Origin of the sequence: Reyranella sp. (assembly GCF_965228225.1) — a bacterium.
In the GTDB taxonomy this organism is placed as follows: Bacteria; Pseudomonadota; Alphaproteobacteria; order Reyranellales; family Reyranellaceae; genus Reyranella.
Genome location: NZ_OZ245801.1, coordinates 1,090,308 through 1,108,948, shown reverse-complemented (window position 1 = coordinate 1,108,948; position 18,641 = coordinate 1,090,308). Strand labels below are relative to the sequence as shown.

The following is an 18,641-nucleotide window of genomic DNA, read 5'->3' as shown; positions in this document are numbered from 1 at the left end:
ATGCCCCCTCGCAAAACACCCCGTATCTCCTCACGAAAAGAGCCCCGGCAGGCCCGTTCGGCGCAACTCGTTTCGGACATACTCGAGGCGGCAGTTCGTGTTCTGACGCAGGACGGCGCGCGACGTTTCACGACCGCGCGCGTGGCGGAAAGGGCCGGCGTCAGCGTCGGCTCGCTCTACCAGTACTTCCCCAACAAGGAGGCAATCCTCTTCCGGCTGCAGGCCGACGAATGGAAACAGACGGGCGGCCTTCTGCAAACCATGCTGGCCGACCGCACCCTGCCGCCGACCGAACGCTTGCGCGCGATCGTGCGGGCGTTCTTCAGATCGGAAGTCGAGGAAGCCGCCCTCCGCATCGCTCTCGCCGATGCAGCCCCGCTCTATCGCGACGCCCCGGAGACAGAGGCGCACCGCAAGGCCGGTCGTCGCCACGTGATGCTTTTCATGCGCGAAGCCCTGCCCAGGGCAACGCCACGGGAGCGCAGCGCCGCCGCCGACATCATGATCATGTCGTTGGGCGCGGTCGGCGCCCAGGTCTCGGAAGAAGCCCGCCCCGCCGCCGAGGTCGAGCGGCTGGCCTCGGCGATGGGGGATATGTTCGCGGCCTACCTCGACCGGCTCAATTCCGCATAGACCGTCATCAAACCGGGCGCGCCGTCGCACAGGAAAGGCTTGTTCGACCTGATCGCGCTTGGCATCGTGCGCGCCTTCAAACCAATGGGAGATATTACATGAGCGACGCCAACAAGTTATCGGGACTGCAGCTTCGCTCCCTGATCTCCACCGAGGGTCAGCTCGAACTGTCACTCGCGCGGGTCGACGTGCCGGAGCCCGGCCCCGACCAGGTCGTGGTCAAGGTCGAGGCGACGCCGATCAACCCGTCCGATCTCGGCCTGCTGACCGGTCCCGCCGATCTCTCGAAGGCCACGTCGACCGGCAGCGGCGATGACGTCAAGGTGACGGCGCCGGTGTCCGCGGCCGCCCTGCCGTTCCTGGCGACGCGCCTGGGTGAATCGCTCCCGGTCGGAAACGAAGGCGCCGGCACGGTGATCAAGGCGGGCTCGTCCGACGCCGCGCAGGCGCTCAAGGGCAAGCTCGTGTCCATGGTCGGCGGCTCGATGTACGCGCAGTACCGGCTGCTGAACGCACGCGACTGCCAGCCTTTGCCCGCCGGCACGACGGCGGCCGAGGGCGCCTCGTGGTTCGTCAATCCGCTGACCGCGCTCGGCATGACCGAGACCATGAAGCGCGAGGGCCACAAGGCGCTGGTCCACACGGCAGCGGCTTCCAATCTCGGTCAGATGCTGGTCAAGATCTGCAACGAGGACGGGATCGGCCTCGTCAACATCGTGCGCAGCGCCGAGCAGGCCAAGCTGCTGAAGGGCATCGGCGCCAAGCACGTCGTCGATTCGAGCACCGCGACCTTCAACGACGATCTCGTGCAGGCGCTGGTCGAGACCGGCGCCACCATCGCCTTCGACGCGATCGGCGGCGGCAAGCTCGCCAGCCAGATTCTCACCGCGATGGAAATCGCCATCAACAAGACCGCCACGACCTACAATCGCTACGGCTCCTCGGTGCACAAGCAGGTGTATGTCTATGGCAGCCTCAGCACCGGTCCGGTCGAGCTGTCTCGCAACTACGGCATGGCCTGGGGTGTGGGCGGCTGGCTGCTGACGCCGTTCCTGCAGAAGATCGGCCGGCCCGACCAGTTGCGCCTGCGCGAGAGGGTCGTGAACTCGCTCAAGACGACCTTCGCCAGCCACTACACCCGGACCATCTCTCTGCCGGAAGCGCTCGACCTGCAGAACCTAACCGCCTACGCCAAGCGCGCGACCGGCGAGAAGTTCCTGATCAACCCGAACAAGGCGTAGCCCGGGCGATGACGCGCGACACCGGAGACAGCGTCCGCGGCCGCACGCCGTACCTGCCGATCCACAAGCGGCCGCGGCTCAGCCTCCCCAACGATGCGCGCGTCGCCGTCTGGACGATCGTGAATGTCGAGAACTGGAGTCCGGCCGGGGCGATGCCACGCACCGTCCTGCCGCCGCCGATGGGCGTGCCTCTTCTGCCCGACGTGCCCAACTGGGCGTGGCACGAGTACGGCATGCGGGTCGGCTTCTGGCGATTCCTCGAGACGCTGACCACCCGCAAGCTCAAGGCGACCTTCGCGGTGAACGGCACGGCCTGCGAACTCTACCGCGAGGCCTGCCAGGCCGCGCACGAGGCCGGCTGGGACTTCATGGGCCATGGCTGGGTGCAGAAGCCTATGCACAAGGTCGAGGACCAGAAGAGCGCGATCGCCGACACGATCCGCGCCATCAAGGACTTCACCGGCAAGCCGCCGCGCGGCTGGGAAAGCCCCGGCCTCACCGAAACCGACGAGACGCTCGACCTGCTGGTGCAAGCCGGCATCGAATACGTCGCCGACTGGGTGATGGACGAACAGCCGCTGCCCTTGAAGACCAAGCACGGCGAGATCGTCTCGGTGCCCTACACGGTCGAGATCAACGACGTCGTCATGAGCGCCGTGCAGCAGCAACCCTCGGACGAGATCTTCCGGCGCGGCCGCGACCAGTTCGACCGGCTCTACCTCGACGGCAAGACCGCACCGCGCGTGATGGCGATCTCGATCCACCCCTATCTCACGGGCGTGCCGCACCGCATCAAGTATCTGGAGATGCTCTACGACTACATTCTCGGCCACGAGGGCGTCGTCATGTGGACCGGCGCGGAGATCCTCGACTGGTACCGCACGCAGGTGCCTCCGGCGCGGTAAAACGGCCGAAGCGCGCTCAGGCGCGCTTCGCCGCGGCCTCCTTCTCGGCCATCTTCTGCTTCAGCTGCTCGGGCGTGAGACGGACGATGTGTTCGTTCTGGTGGCTGAAGATGTCGTACTTCGCCACGTCGAGGTCCTCGAGCACGATCTCGCGGTCCAGGACCTTCTGCTTCCAGACGGCATGCTCGGCCTCGGCGGCATGGAATTCCGGCATCACTTCACGGGCGAAGAGATCGAGCGAGGCGCAGATATCCTCGTGGCTGGTCTTGCCGGCCTGGTTCAGCAGGATCACCTGATCCACGCGGCTGGCCTGGAACTGGCGCAACTTCCTGCGGATGGTTTCCGGCGAGCCGATGAGGCCCGATTCGAGGGCCTTCTTCTCTTCCGGTCCGCCGCGCCAAGCCTGGTACTCGTCCCACAGGTTGGAGGTGCCCGGCGCATCGACGCCTTTGCGGCCATAGTAGGAGAGCGCGAAGATGAAGAAGGTCCAGCCGGCGGCCTTGGCCTCGGCCTCCTCGTCGGTGGGTGCGCACATGAAGCCCGAGACCATCGCCACGTTGGGATTGCTGGGATAGTCGGCGAGCTTCTTCGAGTTGTTGAGCAGGTTGTTGTAGTACTTGTGCACCCAGGCCCGCGCGGCTTCCGGCGTGACGAAGGTGAAGCCCAGCGCCCCCATGCCCCACTCGCCGGCCTTGCCGATGGTGGCGATGTTCGAGCAAGCGACCCACAGCGGCGGATGCGGCTTCTGGAACGGCTTGGGAATCACGTTGCGCGCCGGGAAGTCGTAGTACTGGCCGTGGAATTCCCAGCTCTCCTTCGAGAACATCGGGACGATGGCCTTCACGGCCTCCTCCCAGCGCTCGCGCTTGTCGCGCACCCGGATATTGAACGGATGCAGCTCGGCCGGTCCCGCCGCCTCGCCCATTCCGAGTTCCACCCGCCCGCCCGAGAGCAGGTCGAGCGTCGAGACCTTCTCGGCGACGCGGTGCGGGTTGTTGGTCGTGAGCTGGATCACGCCATGGCCCAGCCGGATGCGCTTGGTGCGCTGGCTGGCGGCCCCAAGGAACACTTCCGGCGCCGAGGAGTGCGAATATTCCTCGAGGAAGTGATGCTCGACTTCCCACGCATAGTCGTAGCCCAGCCGGTCGGCGAGTTCGATCTGGGTGAGCGAATCCTGCAGCAGCTGATACTCGCTCTTCTCGCCCCACGGCCGGGGCAGCTGATGCTCGTAGAAGATGCCGAACTTCATGGCGCGCTCCTCAGACTGTCTTGCAGAAGCTCGAGATGCTCGAGACCAGCTTGGGCACCATCTGCTCGGGCACGTCATGTCCCCAGCCGGGGAAGGTCTCGATCTTCGCGCCGGGCACGAGAGCGGCCACGTCGCGACCGCATTCGACCGGCAGCAGCGGGTCGTCCTCGCCGTGCAGCACCAGGGTGGGCACCTTCACCGTCTTCAGGAGATCGACGCGCGGGCCCGAGGCCATGATCGCGAGGTACTGCCGCGCGGCGCCCGGCGGATAGTAGCGCCGGTCGACGTTGCGCTCGACCAGGGCGCGCATGGCGGCAGGGTCGGTCGGATAGCCCGGGCCGCTGATGACGGTGCGCAGCTTCATGCCATGGGCGATCAGCTGCTCGCGCTCCGTCCCCTCGGGCTGTGCCGAGAGCATCGCCACCGCCTCGGGCTTGCCGGCCGGCAGGCCGTACCGGCCGCTGGTCGACATGATCGACACAAGGGAACGGGTGCGCGTCGGATGGGTCGCGGCGATGACCTGGGCAATCATCCCGCCCATCGAGCCGCCGACCATGTGCGCCCGGTCGATGCCCAGCGCGTCGAGCAGCCCGATCGCGTCGGCGGCCATGTCGGAGAGCAGATACGGCGCATCGACCGTCTCGCCCTTCATCAGTTTGGCGAAGGCGTCCATCAGGTTGGGCAGGCCTGCCTCGTCGAAGTCGGTCGACAGGCCGACGTCACGATTGTCGTAGCGCACGACGAAGAATCCCTGCTCGGCCAGCCCCTCGCACAGCGATTCCGGCCAGAGGGTGAGCTGGGCGCCCAGGCCCATGATGAGCAGCAGGGCTGGATCCTGCCGGCTGCCGAACGTCTCGTACTCGATCTCGATACCGTTTGCCTTCGCGCGTGCCACGCTTCCTCCCGGGTTGCCCCCTCAGTATCGCCCGCGCCTCGCTGCCCACCAATAGGCCAGCGGCCGCCGCAGCGGCCCGAGCGGCCGGCCGAGCGAAAGCGCCGGCAGGAGAATCGGCAGGGCGGCCGGATCGATCTTGCGGCGTAGCGCGCGCGCATCGCCCACCAGCTGGTCGCGCTCGGCGCCGTCGCCCATCAGCCAGGCCGCGCCCACCGCGTGGGCGGCCTGCCGCGACGCCGCATCATCGACCCCCAGGACGGCGAGTTCGAGGTCGGCCAGCGCATGGCCGGCGCGCATGACGTCGAGCGGTCCCTCGATCTCCTCCTCGCGCGCGTCGATCAGACCGACCAGGCTTTCGAGCGTGAGCCCGTGTCGCCGGACCGTCTCCGCGAGCGCGTCGACGATGGGCTGGGCGCGGGGTTTGCCGCTCCCGGCGGCTTCCGCCATCGCCTCGCGCCACCATTCCAGCCGGATGCGCGCCAGCATCGGTTCCTTGGTCACGCTGCGGGTCCGCGCCAGCTCGTGATCGAAAGCGAGCAGCGCGAGAAGGCCGCTGCGCCGGGGCTCCGGCGCAAACAGGGCGCCGAGGAAGCGCTCCCGGTCTGCCGCGCGCACCAGATCGAGCACGTAGCGGTGCGACGACTCGGCGGCGCGGTAGGAGCTGGACGGATAACTGGGCATCAGGGTTCAAACGATAAGGTGCGACAGTTGAACGCAGATCGGCTTGAGACTAGGATAGGGCGATCGGGGATTCATTAGTCCCTTCAATGACATAAAAGGGGACGTTCAACATGGGTGCCGTGTTTACCTCGATTGGACGAACCGTTTCCGCCGGGGTCGTGCTCCTGATCGTGATCGTCGTGGGCGCCGGACTGGTGACCGGACAGTCGATCAAGGTGGACCATGCCTATGCGACGGTCATCATGCGGTGGCTGCACGTGGTTTGCGGTGTCATGTGGGTCGGCCTGCTCTGGTACCTGAACTTCGTGCAGGTGCCCACCATGCCGAAGATCCAGCCGGCCGAGAGCCGGACCGCCATCACCAAGTTCATCGCCCCGACCGTGCTCTGGTGGTTCCGTTACGCCGCCCTTGCCACGGTCGTCACCGGCCTGCTGCTGGCCGCAATGAACAAGTACATAGTCGAGGCGCTGACCCTGCGTCCGGGCTTCATCATGATCGGCATCGGCATGTGGATGGCGCTGACCATGGCCTTCAACGTCTGGTTCATCATCTGGCCGAACCAGCAGAAGGTCCTGGGCCTCGTCGAAGCCACGGCCGAGGAGAAAGCTGCAGCGGCCACCAAGGCGCTCTATGCCAGCCGCTTCAACACCATGTTCTCGATCGGCATGCTCTACTGCATGGTGGCCCAGCAGAACGCCCCGATCTGACGGACCCGGTCCGAGCACGCAAACGGGGCCCCACGGGGCCCCGTCTTCATGGGGCCCGCCCCCTCGCCCGCTACAGCGGAATGAGGGCCGCCGCCACCCGCCGGCTTTCGGCCAGCAGCACGTTGTAGATGCGACAGGCGGATCCCGTATCGACGACCTCAAGCCCCATGCCGGCGGCTTTGAGGGCCGCGCGCAGGTCCGGCGGAACGAACACGGCGCGCGGACCGCAGCCCAGCACCAGCAGTTCCGTCGGCACCGCGGCTTCGCGCAAGGGCGCCAGGCTGTCGACGGAAAGGTCCTCGATGCGCGCGATCGCCCACGGATGGGTGATCGTCGGCGTCACGAGTACGGGCGACCGCCATTCCCTGTCGCTGATCATGAAGCGACCGGGACCGTAGTTGCGAATGTACTGAACCTGTGCCGGATCGGGTGTCGGCAGGGTCTTGTCGGCGGGTCCCGGGAGCGGCGGCTTCACGCCCCGGCCTGCTCCGTCTTGTCGCCCTTGTCCGCCTTCTCCTCGGCCGGACGAAGCTGATCGGCGCGCAGGCCGAGATAGACGAGGCCCGCGCAGGCGACCCAGACCGAGGAATAAGTGCCGACGATGACGCCCCACAGCATGGCGACCGAGAAGCTGTGCAGGACCGGGCCGCCGAACAGCACCAGCGCGCCCACCGCCACGAACACCGTCGCCGAGGTCATCAAGGTGCGCGACAGCGTCTCGTTGATGCTGTGGTTCAGTAGATCCAGCAGCGGCATCTTCTTGTAGCGGCGCATGTTCTCGCGCACGCGATCGAAGATCACGACGGTGTCGTTGATCGAATAGCCGGCAATCGTCAGCACCGCCGCGAGCGCCGTGAGGCTGAAATCGAGCTGGAACAGCACGAAGATGCCGACCGTCGAGATCACGTCGTGCAGCATCGCGATCAGCGCGCCGATCGCGAACTGCCACTCGAAGCGCACCCAGACATAGAGGGCGATCGCGAACATGGTCGCAATCACGGCCCAGATGCCGCTCCGCATCAGCTCGTCGCCGATCTTGGGACCGACCGACTCGGTGCCGCGCAGCTCGTAGTTGCTGCCGATCGCATCCTCGACCAGCTTGATCGCGACCTGCTGGCACCATTCGGCCCGCTGCTCGACCGACATGTCGATCGTGGCGGTGTTGGTCGAGCCACGTGGCAGCTGGCGTTCCTGCAGGGTCAGGCCGGCGCGGCTCACCGCATCGCGCCAGTTGGCCCCGTCGAGCGCGGTCGGCGACGTGAACTCGACGTCACCCGTTCCGGCGGCACCCGGCTTCACCTGCCAGCCCTGGCCGGCGGTCTTTTGCATCACGCGCTGGGCGCCCGCGACGCACTGGTTGTCGCCCTCCTGGCGCTGGACGCGGATCAGGACGGTGCTGGGATCGCCGAATTCCTGCAGCGACACCTCGCCGACACCAAGGGCGCCGACGGTGTTGCGCAACTGGTCGAGCTCGGCCTTGCCGTCCTTGGCCTTGGCCTGGATGGCGATGCCGCCCTTGAAGTCGATGCCGAAGTTGAGGCCGATCGTCAGGACGCCGACGATCGACACGATGTTGATCAGCGTCGAGATGACCAGCGCGGCGCGGCGCTGCCCCAGAAAGTCGAACTTCTTCTTGAAGGCGAAGAGGCGAACGGGCTTCCACATGGCTTCGCCTCAGATCACGAGTTCGGTGGGGCGGCGCCAGCGCACCCACACCGCGAGAAGCATGCGCGTGAAGATCGTCGAGCTGAACATCGAGGTGATGATGCCGAGCGTCAGCGTCGTCGCAAAGCCACGGATCGGCCCGGAGCCGAAGCCGAACAGCAGGAGGCCGGCGATGAGGGTCGTGAGATTGGCGTCGATGATCGCCGACATCGCCTTCTCGTACCCCGTGGCGAGCGCGCTGAACGGAGACCGGCCCAGCGCCTTCTCCTCTCGCACGCGCTCGTAGATCAGCACGTTGGCGTCGACCGCGAGGCCGGCCGTGAGGACCAGTCCGGCAATGCCCGGCAGGGTCAGCGACGCGCCCAGGATCGACATGCCGGCGAACACCATCAGGAGGTTCACCAGCATGGCGAGGTTGGCGAAACCGCCGAACACCGGCCCGTAGGCCACGAACATGAAGATCGCCACCAGCAGCGTGCCGACCAGCGCCGCGACGGTTCCCGCCTGGATCGCATCCGCTCCGAGGTCGGCGCCGACGGTGCTTTCCTGGATGATGGTGAGCGTCGCGGGCAGTGCGCCGGAGCGCAGCAGCAGCGACTGCTCCTGCGTCTGCTGGGTGGTGAAGCTGCCGGTGATGATGCCGCTGCCGCCGCAGATCGCGCTCTGCACGACCGGGGCGCTGATGATCTCGCCGTCGAGCTGGATCGCCAGCCGCTTGCCGATGTTGGTTCGGGTGGCGTTGCAGAAGGCGCGGCCGCCGGCCGAATTGAAGGTGAAGCTGATGATCGGTCGGCCGCCCTGCTGCTGCTCGAAGGTGGCCTTCGAATCGTCGAGGTCCTCGCCGCCGACGACCACGCGCTTCAGGACCGGCAGGCACTGCGGCTGGTAGCGCCGGCATATCTGCTCGGGCGACAGGCGCGGATTGGCGGCCTGGATGTCCTCCCAGGCCTTCGGATTGGTGCGACGCAGCTCCAGCATGCCTTCGCGCGTCGGCACCAGGAAGGTGGTGGGCGGCACGGTCTGCGGGATGTTCTGGCCGGTCGCCGCGAGGTCTTCGTTGACCAGATGGAAGGTCAGCTTGGCGGTCTGGTTGATCTTGCGCTTGAGGTCGCCGGTGTCCTTGATGCCGGGGACCTGCAGCAGGATGCGTTCGTCGCCCTGGCGCGTGATCGTGGGCTCGAGCGTACCGGTCTCGTCGACGCGGCGGCGGAGGATCTCGATCGACTGGTCGATCACTTCCTTCTTGCGCTTCGCCAGCTCCTGCTCGGAATAGGCCACCCGGATCGTGTCGCCGCTGCCCGACAGGGCCAGGGCCGGATCGACCGCGCGGATCGCTTCGAGCGCCTTGGAACGGTTCGCCTCGTCGCGCAGGGTGACCACAAGGTTCTTGCCGGCTTCGACCGTCACGTCCCGGAACGGCACCTGCTGCTTGCGCAGCTCGGCGCGCACCGCGTCCGACAGGTTGGTCAGGCGCTCGGTCAGCACCGAGCGCAGGTCGGCTTCCAGCAGGAAATGGGCGCCACCGCGCAGGTCGAGGCCGAGATTGATCCGGCTGGTCGCGTACCAGTTTGGCAGGTGCTGGAGCACGCTGGCCGGCAGCAGGTTCGGCAGAGCGAACAGCGCCGACAGGAGCGTGATGCCGGCAATGACGATGGTCTGCCAGCGCGGAAGGTTGAGCATTCCGACCTAAGCCCTTCTGCGGCCGTTACTTCTTGCCGCCGCCGAACAGGCTGCCCAGCAGGCTCTTGCGCTCCGCAGCCGGGGCCGGCGGCGGCAGCATGGGCTTGTCGTCCTCTTCGCTGCTCTCCTTCGGGCCGCGCACCGATTCGCCGCGCGTCAGGATGTCCGTGATGGTCTGCTTGATGATGCGAACCCGCACGCCTTCGGCAAGTTCCACCTGGACCTCGTTGTCGGAGATCACCTTGGTCACGAGGCCGATGATGCCGCCGCCGGTCACGACGCGATCGCCGCGCTTGACGCCGGCCAGCATCTCGCGCTGGGCACGCACCTTGGCCTGCTGCGGACGGATCAGCAGGAAGTAGAAAACGACGAAGATGAGGACCAGCGGGAACAGCTGAACGAGGAAATCCCCGCTGCCGCCACCCGTGCCCTGCGCCCACGCCTGCGAAATAAACATCTTCTGCTCCCGAGTCTTCCGGCCGTCGAAAAAGCGCGCGGACTATAGCGGTCTCGGCCCGCTTTGCAATGCAAGCGGGGGACGATATGGTCGCCCCCTTTTCAGCAGCCGGCAACGATGGATCAAGACCTTAAAGCCACTATCTCACGCATTGCGGCAGCGCTCGACCGTTTGGCGCCGCCTCTTCCCGCCGGCGCCGACATCAGCGCGGCCGAAGCCTATGTCTGGCATGCGGCCGGCCATCGCCTCGAAGCGGTGCCCAAGGTCAATCGCGTGAACCTCGACCTTCTGGTCGGCATCGACCGCCAGAAGGAGACTCTGGTCGAGAACACGCGGCGCTTCGCCAAGGGCCTGCCGGCCAACAACGCGCTGCTCTGGGGCTCGCGCGGCGCCGGCAAGAGCTCGATCGTCAAGGCGGTGCATGCCCATGTGAACCGCGAGATGGGCGGCCCGCCGGGTCCGCTCGCCCTGATCGAGATCCATCGCGAGGACATCCCGTCCCTGCCCGCGCTGCTCACCATGATCCGCGATTCGAGCCGTCGCTTCATCGTGTTCTGCGACGACCTCTCCTTCGACGGGCAGGACGCCGCCTACAAGTCGCTGAAGGCCGTGCTCGACGGCGGCATCGAGGGCCGGCCGGAGAACGTCGTCTTCTACGCGACCTCGAACCGGCGCCACCTGATGCCGCGCGACATGATCGAGAACGAGCGCTCGACGGCCATCAACCCGTCCGAGGCGGTCGAGGAGAAGGTCTCGCTGTCGGACCGGTTCGGCCTGTGGCTCGGCTTCCACAATGCCGACCAGGACACGTTCTTCACGATGATCGAGGGCTATTGCGAGTTCTACGGGCTCGACATCCCCAGGGACGAGCTGCGCAAGCGGGCGGTCGAATGGTCGATCACGCGCGGATCGCGGTCGGGCCGCGTCGCCTGGCAGTTCATCCAGGAAATCGCGGGCGAGCTCGGCAAGAAGCTGGGGTAACGATGGAGCGGCTGGGATGAGCGATCCCGACGACGTGATGTTCTCAGCCGGCGTGAAGGCGGAGCAGACACGTCTCGGATCGCGCCCCCAGTTCGAGGGCCGAACCTGGAACACGGAGATCACCGACGATCTCCGTCGCTTCCTCGGCGTCATCGACACGTTCTTCTTCGCCACGGCCAGCGCCGACGGCAGACCTTATATACAGCACCGCGGCGGGCCTCCGGGGTTCCTGAAGCCGATCGGCACGCATACGCTCGCCTTCGCCGATTTCGCCGGCAACCAGCAGTACATCTCCCTCGGCCACCTGCGGGAGAACGACCGCGCCCACCTCTTCGTCCTGCACTTCGCCTCTCAGCAGCGACTGAAACTCTGGGGCCGGGCACGGATCGTCGAAGGCGACCTCGAGCTGATGGAACGCCTCGTCGACCCGGCCTATGCCGCCCGGCCGCAGCGGGCGATCGCCTTCACCATCGAGGCCTGGGACATCAACTGCCGCCAGCACATCGTGCCGCGCTACACCGAGGCTGAAATCGCCCCGGCCGTCGACCAGCTCGCCCGGCGGATCAAGGAACTCGAAGAAGAAGTGGCCCGACTGAAGGGCCAATAGGCAAAGCCGCTGTCGTCCTGAGCGACGCGAAGGACCTGACGCAACGACCAACGTACTCCCTGGCTAACGCGAAATCCGTCGCTTCGCTCAGGATGACAAGGCTCGGCACGGTCCTTGCTTCCCCGCCTTCGAGCAGGGGGAATTGCCTATGAACAAGTCAAAGATTGCCGTCCTCAACCGCCGCACCGTCCTCGCGGCCGCAGGTGCTGCCACGGCGGCACTGGCCGCTCCGCGCATCCTGCGCGCGCAAGGCAAGGAACTCGTGGTGGGCGGTGCCGCCAGCCACAAGGGCTTCGTCGAGACCATCATCGCGCCGGTCGTCGAGAAGAAGTTCTCCTGCAAGGTCGTGTTCGAGGGCTCTCGCTCGCTGGTCAATCTCGAGAAGATGCAGAAGAACAAGGACAAGCAGTATCTGTCGGTCGTCATGATGGACGATCCGGTCATGATCCCGGCCGTCGCCGAGGGGCTGCTCGATCCGCTGACCGCCGCCAAGGTCCCCAACCTCGCCGCCCTGAAGCCGGGCACGATCCACATGGACGGGATGTGGTGCAACTACCTGCAGCCCTGGCTCGGCATCGCCTACAACCCGAAGGCCATGAAGACCGCGCCGACCTCATGGGCCGACGCCTACGATCCCAAGTACAAGGGCCGCGTGATCCTGCCGTCGCTGCAGAACACGGAGGGCCTCGCCAACCTGTTCATGGCAGCGTTCCTGGCCACCGGAAAGCCGATGCCCGAGGCGCAGAAGGACATCGAGGCCGGCTTCAAGAAGCTGGTGACGATCAAGCCCAACCTGCTGACCGCCTACACCCAGATGCCGCAGGCCTACAATCTCCTGGAACAGGGCGAAGGCTTCATGATCTCGAGCGCGATCTCGCAGGTCGCCCTCGAGCGCAAGGCCGCCGGCGCGCCGGTCGAGATCGCAGTCCCGAAGGAAGGCATCTTCGCCATGCCGTCGGGCGTCGCTCTGGTGAAGGGCGGACCGCAGCCGGAACTGGCCGCCGGCTATATCAACGAGATGATCGGGCCGGAAATCCAGGCCAAGCTCTCGGCCGCGACCTACTCGCTGCCGACCAACAAGGACACACCGGTGCCGGCCGGGGCGCCGACCAACGCGACCATCTTCGGCATCGACTGGAAATTCGTCGCCGACAATCGCGCCGACTGGGTGAAACGCTGGGACCGCGACATGGCGATGTAGTCGAAGCCGCGTCGTGATTTCCGATTCGTTTCTCGACGTCGCCGGCGCCGAAAAGGCCTTCGGCGGCGTCACCGTGCTCGGCGGCGTCGACCTGAAGGTCGCCGCCGGCGAGTTCATCTCGCTGCTGGGCCCTTCGGGCTGCGGCAAGACCACCCTGCTGCGCATCGTCGCCGGCCTGCTGGCAGCCGACCGCGGCACCATCCGCCTCGACGGCGAGGAGATCGGATCGCGGCCGCCGCACCGGCGCGACGTCGGCGTCGTCTTCCAGAACTACGCGCTGTTTCCGCACCTGACGGTCGCCGAGAATATCGCCTTCGGTCTCAAGGCGCGGAAGCATCCCACGGCTGAGATCGCTCCGACGGTGGAGCGCTTCCTTTCGCTGGTCCACCTCACCGACTTCGCCGACCGTTCGGTGCGCGCTCTGTCGGGCGGCCAGCAGCAGCGGGTCGCGGTGGCCCGCGCGCTGGCCGTGCAGCCCAAGCTGCTGCTGCTCGACGAGCCCTTCTCCGCACTCGACCGCAAGCTACGCGAGAACATGCAGATCGAGCTGCGTCGGCTGTTGCGGGAACTCGGCATCACTGCCGTGTTCGTGACGCACGACCAGGACGAGGCGCTCACCATGTCCGACCGCATCGCGGTGATGAACAAAGGCGCCATCGAGCAGCTTGCCGTGCCGGCCACCATCTACCGCTCACCCGCGACCGCCTTCGTGCTGGAATTCGTGGGCCTCTCCTCTCGCCTCGCCGGAACGGTCGTCGGCCAGGACTATGATCAGGTCATCGTCGACACCGCGTTCGGCCCCCTGCGGGCGCCCGGGAGTTTCGTGCCCGGCGCCTCCGTGATGCTCGCGGTGCGGCCCGAACGGATCACGGTCGATGCACCGGGCGACTATGCGCTGGTCGCCCGCCTGCGCGACGCGGTGTTCCAGGGATCGAAGGTCCAGCTCCATTTCGAGGCACGCGACGGCGACCATCTCATGGTCGAGACCGCGGACCTTTCGGATGGGCTTCCCGCCCCCGGCACGGAAATCCGGCTGGGCTGGGCCGTCGCCGACACGCTCATCTACCCGGCGCCATGACGACGAGAGCTTCTCCCTCGGCGTGGCGGGATCCCGTCGCCCTTCTCGCAGCACCGGCCGTCCTCTACCTGCTGGTCGTCTACGCCTTTCCGCTGCTCTGGCTGTTCATGAAGAGCCTTACGGGGCCGGGCGGGCTCACGATCCAGCCCTACGTCGCGTTCCTGAGCGATCCGTTCAATTGGCGCGTCGTCGGCAACACGCTGCGGGTCGCCGCCTGGGTCACCGTGGTCTGCTTCGCGATCGGATATCCCGCTGCCTTCGCGTTGGCACGAGCCGGCGCGGTCCTGCAGATCGTGATGCTGGTCTCGATCATCCTGCCGCTCTCGGTTGGCGCCGTGGTCAAGGCCTTCGCCTGGCAGATCGTGCTGCGCCGCGACGGCATCGTCTCGCAGACGTTGGTCGGGCTCGGACTCTGGGACGAGCCGCAGCGCCTGCTCTTCACCGAGACCGGGCTGGTGCTGGGCGCCGCCAACATCTTCCTGCCCTTCATGATCCTGCCGATCTATTCCGTCGTGAAGCTGATCGATCCGCGCCTCAGCGAGGCCGGCGCGACCCTGGGCGCCACGCCGCTCTACCGTTTCACCCATGTTACCCTACCGCTCACCCTGCCGGGCATCGTCTCGGGCGTCGCCTTCGTCTTCTCGATGAGCGTCTCGATGTTCGTCATCCCCTCGCTGCTGATCGGCGACCGTTTCCAGACCCTGGCCACCCTGACGGGCCGTTCCTTCCTGCTGATGCGCAACGAGCAACTGGGCTCGACCACCGCCGTCATCCTGCTGGTGCTGGCCGTGTCGATCGTCGTGGGTTCGACCTGGCTGGCACGCCGCATCGGAGGCAGCCAGTCATGACCGCCGTCGAGCGCGGCACACAGTATTTCGTCTGGGCCATCGCGGGCTTCACCGTCGTCTTCCTGATGACGCCGCTCATCGTCACCATCGCCGTCTCGTTCGGCTCCTCGACGGTGTTCACCCTGCCGCCGCCCGACTGGTCGCTGCGCTGGTACGAGCGACTGGCCGGCATGCGCGGCCTGCTGCCCGCCCTCCTGGTCTCGCTGCAGATCGCCGCCGTCTCCACCGCCGTCGCCATGGTCCTCGGCACCCTGTGCGCCATCGCCCTGGTGCGCGGGCGCTTTCCCGGCCGCGAGACGATCTCGACCTTCCTGGTGTCGCCGCTGATGCTGCCGGGGTTGGTGATCGGCATCGCCATGCTGCAGGGCTTCAAGGCGATGGGGCTGCGCGACGTCTATGCCAGCCTGCTGGTCGCGCACGTGGTCATCACCCTGCCCTACATCGTGCGCACGGTGGTCGGCGCCCTGTCGCTGTTCGACTTCTCGCTGATCGACGCGGCCCGCACCCTGGGCTGTTCCTACCCGGCGGCGCTCACGCGCGTGCTGGTACCGTCGCTTGCACCCGCCTTCCTGACCTCGGGCATGTTCGCGTTCCTCGCCTCGATGGACAATTACCCCATCTCGATGTTCTTCACCGATGCCTGGACCAAGACGCTGCCCATCCAGATGCTGCAGTATGTCGAGGAGCGGCCCGATCCGACCATCGCCGCCATCTCCGCCGGCCTCGTGCTGCTGGCGATCCTCGCTTTGATCGTCGGCGACCGGCTGGTCGGCCTGCGCAAGATGGCGGATTTCTAGATGAACGAAGCCGATCCCCAACCCTGCGACCTGCTCGTCGGCGGCGACCTCGTGCTGACCCTCGACGAGCACGGCCGCATCCTGCGCAACGGCGCCCTGGCGGTGAGCGGCGGCAGGATCGTCGACATCGGCCCGGCCGCGGCGCTCGAGGCACGCTGGTCGGCGACCACGCATGTCGACGGCAAGGGCCGGCTGGTGATTCCGGGCCTGGTCAACGTGCACAACCACACGCCGCTGATGATCACGCGCGGCATGATCGAGGATATCGGCTTCGCGCCGATGTACACGCCGGGCATCCCGCAGGGCCACTGGCTCGACGCCGACGACGCCTACGCGCTGTCGAGCCTCGGCATGTACGAGCTGCTGCGCGCCGGCTGCACCACCGTGGTCGATTACTATCGCTATCCGTCGTCGTGTGCCCGCGCCGCCGCCGAACTCGGCCTGCGCGCCGTGATCGCCGGCCGCGTGCACGATGCCGACCCGGCGGCCCTCGCGGTCGGCCGCTACGAGCACAGGGTCGAGGTCGGCCAGGCCAGCCTGCGCGAGAACGCCGAACTCATCGAGCGCTGGAACGGCCACGACGGTGGCCGTATCCGCTGCGACTGGGCCCCGCACGCGCCTGATACCTGCTCCGACGACCTGCTGCGCGAGGTCGGCCGGCTGGCCGAGGCCCATGGCGGAAACCTGCATACCCACCTGGCGCAGCTGCCGATCGAGGTCGAGGCCGTGCAGGCGCGCAGCGGGATGACGCCGGCGCGGCTGCTCGACAAGCTCGGCCTGCTGAACGAGCGCCTGATCGCGGCCCATTGCATCCATATGGAGCGCGCCGACATCGAGCTGTGCGGCAAGGCCGGCATCACGGTGGCGCATGCCCCCATCGGCAACGCCAAGGGTGGCCGCATCGCGCCGATCGTCGAGTTGCGCGACGCCGGCGCCCGCATCGCGCTGTGCACCGACACCTTCTCCGGCGACCTGATCGAGGCGATGCGCTGGGCGATCGCCATGCAGCGCATCGATCGCCAGGGCAACGTGCTCGACGCCCGCACCGTGCTCGACTGGGGAACCCGCGAAGGCGCGGCCGCCCTCGGAATGGGCAGCGAAATCGGCTCGCTGGAGGTCGGCAAGCGCGCCGACATCGTGCTGCTCGACAACCGCTCGCCGTCGCTTGCACCGCTGGTCGACGGCTACGGCGTCCTGGTCCACAGCGCCTCGGGCCGCGACGTGGACACGGTGATCGTCGACGGCCGCATCGTCCTGGCCGGCGGCCAGCCGACGCGCGTCGACGGCGCCGAGATCGTCACCCGGGCCCAGACCGTCGCCGACCGGCTGTGGCAGCGCGCGGGTCGTGCCCCCATCGGTTAAGGTCCCGCCATGAAAATCCTCGTCGCCAATCCCAACACGTCGACCGGCGTGACCGACCGGCTCGTGACCGCCGGCAAGCTGGTCGCCAGTCCGGGCACCGAACTGCTGCCCATGACCGCGCCACGCGGCGTGCCCTACATCGCCACGCGCGCCGAAGCCGCGATCGGCAGCGCCATGATGCTCGAGATGCTGGCCGAACGGCGCGGCACCTTCGATGCAGCCATCGTCGCCGCCTTCGGCGACCCCGGCCTCGGCGGCGCGCGCGAGCTGTTCGACTTCCCGGTCGTGGGCATGGCGGAAGCCGCGATGCTGGTTGCCTGCACGCTCGGCCGCAGGTTCGCCATCGTGAGCTTCGCCAAGGCACTCGAACCGTGGTTTGCCGAGATCGTCGAGTGGCACGGCATGTCCGGCCGCTGCGCCGCGATCCGTACGCCCGACGAGGGCTTCCGCTCGATCGACGACGTGCAGCACGAGAAGGAACAGGTGCTGATCGACCTCGCCCTCGGCACGGTTAAGAACGACGGCGCCGATGTCGTGATCCTCGCAGGCGCACCTCTGGCCGGCATGGCCAATACGATCCGCGACAGGGTGCCGGTACCGCTGGTCGACGGCATCCAGGCTGCGGTGACGATGGCCGAGGGGTTGGTGCGCCTCAATCCGCGCAAGGCCACGCAGGGCACCTATCGCCGCCCTGCCGCCAAGGACTCCAAGGGCCTCGCCGGTCCCCTGGCCGACATCATCGGCCATCGGGAGTCGTGACCGCGATGCGCGATCTCAAGGGCTACGGCCGCACGCCGCCCGATCCGCAATGGCCCGGCGGTGCGCGGGTCGCCGTCTCCTTCGTGATCAACTTCGAGGAAGGCGCGGAGATGTCGTTGTCGGCGGGCGACGCCCACAACGAGAAGGTCTACGAGGTCACCGACGAGGTTCTAGGCGTCCCCGACCGGTGCATGGAGTCGCATTTCGAGTACGGCACCAAGGCAGCGTGGTGGCGGATCGCCGACTCGCTGGAGCGGCTGGGCGTTGCGGCCACGGTGAGCACCTGCGGCCTCGCGGCAGAACTCTCGCCCTGGCTGATCCACGACGCGGTGGCGCGGGGCCATGAAATCTCCTGCCACGGCTGGCGCTGGGAGAAGCATGCCCACATGGAGGAGGCGAAGGAGCGCGAGATCATCGCCCGCACCGTCAAGGCGCTGACCGAGATCGCCGGCACGCGCCCCGTGGGCTGGCACACCCGCTCGACGCCGTCGCCCAACACCCGCCGCCTGCTCGTCGAGGAAGGCGGCTTCCTCTACGACAGCGACGACTATTCGGACGACCTGCCCTTCCATGTCGAGGTCGCGGGCAAGCGGCACCTGGTGCTGCCCTACAGCTTCGACACCAACGACATGCACTATCACCAGGGCTTCCACCGCTTCGTCTCCGCGCGCGATTTCGCCGATTACACGACCGACGCGTTCGACACGCTGTGGGCCGAGGGCGAGCGTTTCCCGAAGATGATGTCGATCGGCCTGCACCTGCGCATGATCGGCCGCCCCGGCCGCATCGCCGCCCTCGACCGCATCGTGTCCCACATGAAGCAGAAGGGCGGCGCCTGGTTCGCCACCCGCCGCCAGATCGCCGAGCACTGGAACGCGCGCCCCCAGCAATAGAG

Annotated in this window: 20 protein-coding genes; 13 read left to right on the top strand and 7 right to left on the bottom strand. The window is 67.2% G+C overall.

Going from position 1 to position 18,641, the window contains the following annotated elements:
- From ACO07K_RS05390 to ACO07K_RS05380, 3 genes are all read left to right on the top strand, one after another.
- Positions 1–633 carry a TetR family transcriptional regulator gene (locus ACO07K_RS05390; protein ID WP_422036631.1) on the top strand — a complete coding sequence of 211 codons (633 nt, stop codon included), beginning with the start codon at positions 1–3 and terminating at the stop codon, positions 631–633.
- A gap of 98 nt (positions 634–731) precedes the next feature.
- The gene (locus tag ACO07K_RS05385) at positions 732–1,874 is read left to right on the top strand and encodes a zinc-binding dehydrogenase (RefSeq protein WP_422034871.1); all 1,143 of its coding nucleotides are present in this window, start codon (positions 732–734) and stop codon (positions 1,872–1,874) included.
- A gap of 8 nt (positions 1,875–1,882) precedes the next feature.
- On the top strand, positions 1,883–2,779 hold the full coding sequence (locus tag ACO07K_RS05380) for a polysaccharide deacetylase family protein (RefSeq protein WP_422034870.1): 897 nt from the start codon (positions 1,883–1,885) through the stop codon (positions 2,777–2,779).
- Between the two features lie 16 nt (positions 2,780–2,795).
- Here the strand turns inward: ACO07K_RS05380 and ACO07K_RS05375 are convergent, their stop codons facing one another.
- From ACO07K_RS05375 to ACO07K_RS05365, 3 genes are read right to left on the bottom strand one after another with little or no spacing between them, the layout of a single operon-like run.
- Complete coding sequence (locus ACO07K_RS05375; protein WP_422034869.1) at positions 2,796–4,028, bottom strand: LLM class flavin-dependent oxidoreductase; 1,233 nt, start codon at positions 4,026–4,028, stop codon at positions 2,796–2,798.
- 10 nt (positions 4,029–4,038) lie between these two features.
- Positions 4,039–4,923, bottom strand: a complete 885-nt coding sequence (locus tag ACO07K_RS05370; RefSeq protein WP_422034868.1) for an alpha/beta fold hydrolase — start codon at positions 4,921–4,923, stop codon at positions 4,039–4,041.
- A gap of 21 nt (positions 4,924–4,944) precedes the next feature.
- Positions 4,945–5,604 carry a squalene/phytoene synthase family protein gene (locus ACO07K_RS05365; RefSeq protein WP_422034867.1) on the bottom strand — a complete coding sequence of 220 codons (660 nt, stop codon included), beginning with the start codon at positions 5,602–5,604 and terminating at the stop codon, positions 4,945–4,947.
- A gap of 110 nt (positions 5,605–5,714) precedes the next feature.
- Between ACO07K_RS05365 and ACO07K_RS05360 the strand changes: the two genes are divergently transcribed.
- Positions 5,715–6,311 (top strand): urate hydroxylase PuuD, encoded by a 597-nt coding sequence (locus tag ACO07K_RS05360; protein WP_422034866.1) that lies wholly within the window; start codon positions 5,715–5,717, stop codon positions 6,309–6,311.
- 70 nt (positions 6,312–6,381) lie between these two features.
- Here ACO07K_RS05360 and ACO07K_RS05355 read toward each other — a convergent pair whose 3' ends face one another.
- Genes ACO07K_RS05355 through yajC form a run of 4 tightly spaced genes read right to left on the bottom strand, consistent with a single transcriptional unit; the run spans position 6,382 to position 10,113 of the window.
- Positions 6,382–6,786: an Mth938-like domain-containing protein gene (locus ACO07K_RS05355; RefSeq protein ID WP_422034865.1), complete on the bottom strand. Its 405-nt coding sequence runs from the start codon at positions 6,784–6,786 to the stop codon at positions 6,382–6,384.
- On the bottom strand, positions 6,783–7,976 hold the full coding sequence (gene secF / locus ACO07K_RS05350) for a protein translocase subunit SecF (RefSeq protein ID WP_422034864.1): 1,194 nt from the start codon (positions 7,974–7,976) through the stop codon (positions 6,783–6,785). The genes ACO07K_RS05355 and secF overlap by 4 nt, the downstream gene beginning before the upstream one ends.
- Positions 7,977–7,985: 9 nt before the next feature.
- A complete protein-coding gene (gene secD, locus ACO07K_RS05345; protein WP_422034863.1) occupies positions 7,986–9,656 on the bottom strand; it encodes a protein translocase subunit SecD in 1,671 nt (556 codons plus the stop codon).
- Between the two features lie 25 nt (positions 9,657–9,681).
- Entirely contained in the window at positions 9,682–10,113 is a 432-nt protein-coding gene (gene yajC, locus ACO07K_RS05340) for a preprotein translocase subunit YajC (RefSeq protein WP_407074974.1), read from the bottom strand.
- Positions 10,114–10,230: 117 nt separating this feature from the next.
- Here yajC and ACO07K_RS05335 point away from each other — a divergent pair, with 117 nt between their 5' ends.
- The 9 genes from ACO07K_RS05335 (at position 10,231) to ACO07K_RS05295 (ending at position 18,639) form a co-directional block, all read left to right on the top strand.
- Positions 10,231–11,094 (top strand): ATP-binding protein, encoded by an 864-nt coding sequence (locus ACO07K_RS05335; protein ID WP_422034862.1) that lies wholly within the window; start codon positions 10,231–10,233, stop codon positions 11,092–11,094.
- 16 nt (positions 11,095–11,110) lie between these two features.
- On the top strand, positions 11,111–11,701 hold the full coding sequence (locus ACO07K_RS05330) for a pyridoxamine 5'-phosphate oxidase family protein (RefSeq protein ID WP_422034861.1): 591 nt from the start codon (positions 11,111–11,113) through the stop codon (positions 11,699–11,701).
- Positions 11,702–11,849: 148 nt separating this feature from the next.
- Positions 11,850–12,902, top strand: a complete 1,053-nt coding sequence (locus ACO07K_RS05325; protein WP_422034860.1) for an ABC transporter substrate-binding protein — start codon at positions 11,850–11,852, stop codon at positions 12,900–12,902.
- Positions 12,903–12,915: 13 nt separating this feature from the next.
- Complete coding sequence (locus tag ACO07K_RS05320; protein ID WP_422034859.1) at positions 12,916–13,980, top strand: ABC transporter ATP-binding protein; 1,065 nt, start codon at positions 12,916–12,918, stop codon at positions 13,978–13,980.
- Positions 13,977–14,828 carry an ABC transporter permease gene (locus ACO07K_RS05315; protein ID WP_422034858.1) on the top strand — a complete coding sequence of 284 codons (852 nt, stop codon included), beginning with the start codon at positions 13,977–13,979 and terminating at the stop codon, positions 14,826–14,828. Before ACO07K_RS05320 ends, ACO07K_RS05315 begins: the two co-directional genes overlap by 4 nt.
- The gene (locus ACO07K_RS05310) at positions 14,825–15,625 is read left to right on the top strand and encodes an ABC transporter permease (protein WP_422034857.1); all 801 of its coding nucleotides are present in this window, start codon (positions 14,825–14,827) and stop codon (positions 15,623–15,625) included. Before ACO07K_RS05315 ends, ACO07K_RS05310 begins: the two co-directional genes overlap by 4 nt.
- A complete protein-coding gene (locus tag ACO07K_RS05305) occupies positions 15,626–16,987 on the top strand; it encodes an amidohydrolase family protein (RefSeq protein ID WP_422034856.1) in 1,362 nt (453 codons plus the stop codon).
- A gap of 9 nt (positions 16,988–16,996) precedes the next feature.
- Entirely contained in the window at positions 16,997–17,746 is a 750-nt protein-coding gene (locus ACO07K_RS05300) for an aspartate/glutamate racemase family protein (RefSeq protein WP_422034855.1), read from the top strand.
- A 5-nt stretch (positions 17,747–17,751) separates the two neighbouring features.
- Positions 17,752–18,639: a polysaccharide deacetylase family protein gene (locus ACO07K_RS05295; protein ID WP_422034854.1), complete on the top strand. Its 888-nt coding sequence runs from the start codon at positions 17,752–17,754 to the stop codon at positions 18,637–18,639.
- The last annotated feature ends 2 nt before the right edge of the window (positions 18,640–18,641 follow it).